Genomic DNA, 4,542 nt, shown 5'->3' with positions numbered 1-4,542 from the left:
CGAGCGTCTCAACAAGCAAGAGGTTGCCCGCGAAGTGGCGGAAAAGACCCTCGACGGGACGGTGCAACACGGCGTCGATCAATACGCGAAGTCGTTTGCCAGGCTCGCGGCCGTGCGGCTCGTCGAGCGGGACCACGAGGGCCACTATGACACCGCGATGGTCCATCCGGTGGAGGTCGAGGAGGAAGCGGTGCGGATCTTCCGCGACAAGATCCGTGAGACGGGTGCGGCGGCGGCGATCGTGATCGAGAAGCGGCTCGATGAGGCGATGGACCCCGCCGCTTGGCGCGAGTCATATGTGCATGAGCTCCTCAACGCGCCGGCACAGATCGAGGCCGCTCAGACGCTCGCGCAGACGCGGATGGCGGCGATAGCGCCGGCAGGGGTGGAGAGGTCGATGGCATGAAGTTGGACGAGATCGCGCAGAAGGCATCCGAGGATCTGCACGCAGCCTACTGGGCGGCGTGTGACGCGAAACAGCAAGCGATAGACCCTGAGCAGCTGACCACCGAGGGGTGGGCTGTGGATCTGCTGGCCGAGGCTTACGACATTGCGCTCCGCATCGAGGAGGACCCGCTTGGCTGGCAGGAAGGCCGCTCGAAGTGGTGATCGAGGGGAGCAGCGGATTGAAAATCCGCAGCTCTGGCTGAAGGCGCTCCCTTAGCAGGGGAGCGGCGCTGCAGCGGGGGGTAGAGGGGGGCGCAGCCACCCCATTGGCCGAAGGCCCCTCCGGAGGACCGACGGGTGTTGCTCGCAACACAATAGTCGGCCTTATTGTGTTTGGATTTTCACCTTCGTGACGGAAACTCTGGCCATCAAAGTCAGGGAACCCACGAAATGGCCGGACCTCAATTCGCGAACATCCAGACCTTCAGCCGGAAGGGCAACAAGGCGGGCAACTCTGTCGCTCAGATCATCGGGGAAGCGACACGCGACCCCGAGTTCTCGACCCATGTAGATGACCCGAACCCGCCCCGTGTCCTCCTCGGGGATCCGGAGGCTTTTGCGGAGCAGCACGACGCCTACATCGAGGCCAGGGCGACTGTCGTGAAAAAGGCGGATGGAACTGAGGCGCGGCGGGCGATCCGGAAGGACAGGCACACGATGGCGTCAATCGTCATGTCGTATCCCGTCCCGCGCGCCGCGATCACCACAGACGAGGGTAAGGCTCAGCTCGAACGGTGGGAGCGCCGGAATCTCGAATGGCTTCGTCGCACTTATGGCGATCAGCTCAAAGTCGTCCTGGCGCACGAGGACGAGGAGTATCCGCACCTTCACGGCTGGCTCTTGGCCGATGATCCCGGTGCCGATGCCACGACGCTCCACCCCGGGAAGGTAGCCAAGAAGCGAGCCGAAGCGGAAGCGAAAGCGCGCGGCGAGGAGCCGAGAACGGCGGTGAAGCTCGGCAACGGCGCTTATCGCGAGGCGATGAGGCAGTGGCAGCAGGACTATTACGAGGCCGTTGGCGCCCCGGAAGGGCTGACCCGGACCGGTCCGGGCCGCCGTCGCTTGAGCAGGAAGCAATGGGCGGACGAGAAGCGGGCGGCGGAAGCTGCAGCCGCAACGATGGCGCGGGCGGCTGAGGCTGAAGCGCAAGCCTTCGAGGTGATCGAGGACGCCAAGTCGAAAGCGGGGAATATCGTCGCCGGAGCTGAGGCGAAGGCGGAGCGCGTCACTGCGAAGGCAGAAGCTGTCATTGCGGCGGTTGTCGCCCTCGGTGACGAGTTCAAAGACGGCACTCTCAGCAAGCGTGATGGGAAGGTCAGGGCGGCACACCCTGATCGGATCAATCCGGGTCTGCCAGAGGTGGCGCCAGCGATGCACGCCGCGGCTGATGCCGCTGAAGCGATCCGCGCCGAGCGTGCCAGTTTGGCGACAGAGAGGGCCGAGATCGAGGAGGAGCGGGGTCAGCTCGCACAGCTGGCAGACAAGCTGCGAGAGGCGATCGGGAAGGCGCTACGGTTCGCGCGGCGGCCGGGAACGCCGATCGTTGACCAGGTCGAGGCGGCGAAGATGAAGAAACACGCGGCGGGCCTTCTGCGAGAAGTGCAGAAAGCGTCACCTCCGCCCGAAGATCCGTTCGATGAGTCCGGGCCGGGCTTCTGAGGCCAGGCGTTCGGCCTGCTGGCGCCACGCGTCGCGATCTTCTCGCAGCTCGCCGAGGCGTTCGCGCAGCTGACCATTCTCCGCTTCCAGGCGCGCCATCTCTGCGACCTGGTCGCGGTCATGGTCGGACATGTTCGCGGACACTGTCCGGTCACTGTTCGCGGACATGGGGCGATCAGCCGCCCATTCTTCAAGATCGGCAAGCTCGATCTGCCAACGGTTCCGGTTGTCGCGGCTTGCTTTCAAGGACTTTGACGCGAGAGCCCGCATGATCGCGGATCTCGATACGCCGACATGAGCGGCTGCCTTGTTCGGGGTGAACACTGTTCGGACCATGACCCGAACAGTGTCCGCGAACACCTTTTTTGGCAATAGGAAACCTTCTGTCCCCCATCTGGGTGTTACAGCGTGCGTGCCGCCCGCGGTCACACCCAGTTTCGTAACCCCCCAGGGGGTCACGCCCAGCATCCTGCTGGACCGGACGCGCGAGGGCGCGTGCTTTAGGCGCTGAAGCGCCATTGATTCCTTGATGATGTGAGAAAAGGAGAGGTCGGGAGAAAAGAACCAGGGGTCGAGAAGGCGGTGATGGAGGGGAGGGGAAAGAAGAAGTTGACGCGGACATAGCTGCAAGACAATGGGGCCATACCCGCGCAGCTCAGCTGCGGGGGTATGGCGCCAGGGGCGCCAGCAGATATGGCCGGGTCAAGAGAGCCAGTGGCTTCGACCGCCGACAAGGCCCGGCCCTGGGCTTGCCCAGGGCTCGATGCAGGCACGTGACTGCATCGAGAGGGCCGCCGGAGGGAACAGATTTTCGGCACGAAAATCTGCGGTTGGAGGTGGCGAGCGGACTTCTTGTTTCTCCTCCCCGGGCTGCGGGGAGTTAGGCTTTAGAACCGCCTGCTGCGCTTTTTGCGCGGTCCCATGGGCGCTGGTAAAATGATTACCGGAAGCGCACGCAGGGTGGAGTAGAGCGGGGCACTTTCAGTTTTTGGATGGCGGTTCGAGTTTCCCTAGCTCCTTCGAGTCATCAACTGAACGAGGAAGAGCGAGTGAAGAAACTGAAGATCAAATACGGGAACCTGACGATCGAGGCGGCGGAGGTATCGGCCATCACGGTCGGAGTGGTCGTGATCGGTGTCGCGCTGTTCGGAGCTACGGCCGCCTGGCTGACGGGCTGGGTCTGAGAGACGCGATCGACTGAAGCGGCCACGATTCGGAGAATGTGGACAGCAACATGGTGAGAGTTGATGCGCTAGATATTGTGCTTTAGAATGGCTGGAGCCCGCGATGAGTGATCACGGGCTCCAAAAACTGGCTCAGACCTTCTTCTTGGCGGTCGAAATCTGAGCCTTCCATTCAAGGAGTGATTCTATTGCATCCAGACGTGCAACTCAAGACCGCCGTGGACCCTTTGAGGGATCGCGGCGATGTCAGAACACGATAAATCTCTCTCACAGCTGGCAACCGAGGCGATGGCTTCTGCTCGAGCTCGTTCGAGCGGGGCCGTTGAGGCTGTTCCTGGGCGCCAAGACCCCCGGATAGTAACCCGGGGGTCGTTTTCGCGCACACCGTTGAAAAAGCGGCGAAAATCGGAACGAGCTATTTCGAGCGATCCCGCCTTGGCGGATCTGCTCGATGAGTTCTTCTTCGATTGGTTTCAGGTCACGATGCCGAACGGCGAAGGGAAGGCACATTGCACCGTTGGCGGCCCGGAAGAGGCTGACGCGGTGCGTCAGGCGTTCGACTGGGCGGCCGAGAACGGACTTCATCCGGGCAGGATCATGGGCGGACATAACGGCTACCGCGCAGCGCTGCCGTTCTCCGAGGGGCCGGAAAACGTCGACGCGGTCTTCCGGGTCAATTCCGGATCTACGGGGGGGCTGATGCCCAACCTGATGCTGACCGGCGGCCATGGGGCGTGTGCGCGGCTCGCTCCGGCGCTGCAGGAGGCATTTCCGGGCGCGCGGTTGTCGCGGGCCGATGCGGCCTTGGACTGGTCACAAGAAGGGCTGTTTGATGAGCTGCTGTGCATGGCGCGGCTGCTCTCACGCGGCAACCCCAAGCTCGGCGGGGTGCGAACGATCGAGAGCGATACGGGGCGCACCTTCTACCTCGGGTCGCGCACTTCGACCGTGAGCCTCAGGGTCTACGAGAAGGACAGGGAAAGAGCCGCGAAGGGCGTGATCGAAGAGGACGAAATCGACCCGGACCTCATCCGGATCGAATGGACATTCCGGCCGCAGAGCAAGAGCAAAGCGGGCATGGCGGCGTTGTCGCCGGGCGAGATGATCCGCACCAGCGTATGGGCGCGAGACTTCATGTCCCGCGCGGCGGCGATCATGGATGTGACCGAGCGGGTCGAGCGTCTCAACAAGCAAGAGGTTGCCCGCGAAGTGGCGGAAAAGACCCTCGACGGGACGGTGCAACACGGCGTCG

At 63.2% G+C, this 4,542-nt stretch carries 6 protein-coding genes; 5 read left to right on the top strand and 1 reads right to left on the bottom strand.

The window, feature by feature from the left end:
* The 3 genes from BMI90_RS18865 to BMI90_RS18405 form a co-directional block, all read left to right on the top strand.
* Window positions 1-406 (top strand): hypothetical protein (locus BMI90_RS18865; RefSeq protein ID WP_168172825.1); only part of this gene is annotated, 406 nt, incomplete at its 5' end.
* Window positions 403-609 (top strand): hypothetical protein, encoded by a 207-nt coding sequence (locus BMI90_RS18410; protein ID WP_078530918.1) that lies wholly within the window; start codon window positions 403-405, stop codon window positions 607-609. The genes BMI90_RS18865 and BMI90_RS18410, both read left to right, overlap by 4 nt.
* A 228-nt stretch (window positions 610-837) precedes the next feature.
* The gene (locus BMI90_RS18405; protein WP_078530917.1) at window positions 838-2,106 is read left to right on the top strand and encodes a hypothetical protein; all 1,269 of its coding nucleotides are present in this window, start codon (window positions 838-840) and stop codon (window positions 2,104-2,106) included.
* Here the strand turns inward: BMI90_RS18405 and BMI90_RS18400 are convergent.
* Complete coding sequence (locus tag BMI90_RS18400; protein ID WP_146671362.1) at window positions 2,059-2,442, bottom strand: helix-turn-helix domain-containing protein; 384 nt, start codon at window positions 2,440-2,442, stop codon at window positions 2,059-2,061. The genes BMI90_RS18405 and BMI90_RS18400 overlap by 48 nt on opposite strands.
* Window positions 2,443-3,155: 713 nt before the next feature.
* Between BMI90_RS18400 and BMI90_RS19110 the strand changes: the two genes are divergently transcribed.
* Entirely contained in the window at window positions 3,156-3,290 is a 135-nt protein-coding gene (locus BMI90_RS19110) for a hypothetical protein (protein WP_281491827.1), read from the top strand.
* Window positions 3,291-3,725: 435 nt separating this feature from the next.
* The coding region (locus BMI90_RS18395; protein WP_168172824.1) for a replication initiation factor domain-containing protein at window positions 3,726-4,542 on the top strand (817 nt) is incomplete at its 3' end.

Origin of the sequence: Thioclava sp. L04-15, assembly GCF_002020275.1 — a bacterium.
Lineage (GTDB): Bacteria > Pseudomonadota > Alphaproteobacteria > Rhodobacterales > Rhodobacteraceae > Thioclava > Thioclava marina.
The sequence above is the reverse complement of the archived record's forward strand: the minus strand, read 5'-3'. Positions and strand labels throughout refer to the sequence as shown.

Excerpts from the sequence above, each read along its gene's own strand:
- BMI90_RS18405 (WP_078530917.1), top strand. The coding sequence starts at position 838 with ATGGCCGGACCTCAATTCGCGAACATCCAGACCTTCAGCCGGAAGGGC.
- BMI90_RS18410 (WP_078530918.1), top strand. The coding sequence starts at position 403 with ATGAAGTTGGACGAGATCGCGCAGAAGGCATCCGAGGATCTGCACGCA.
- BMI90_RS18400 (WP_146671362.1), bottom strand. The coding sequence starts at position 2,442 with ATGGTCCGAACAGTGTTCACCCCGAACAAGGCAGCCGCTCATGTCGGC.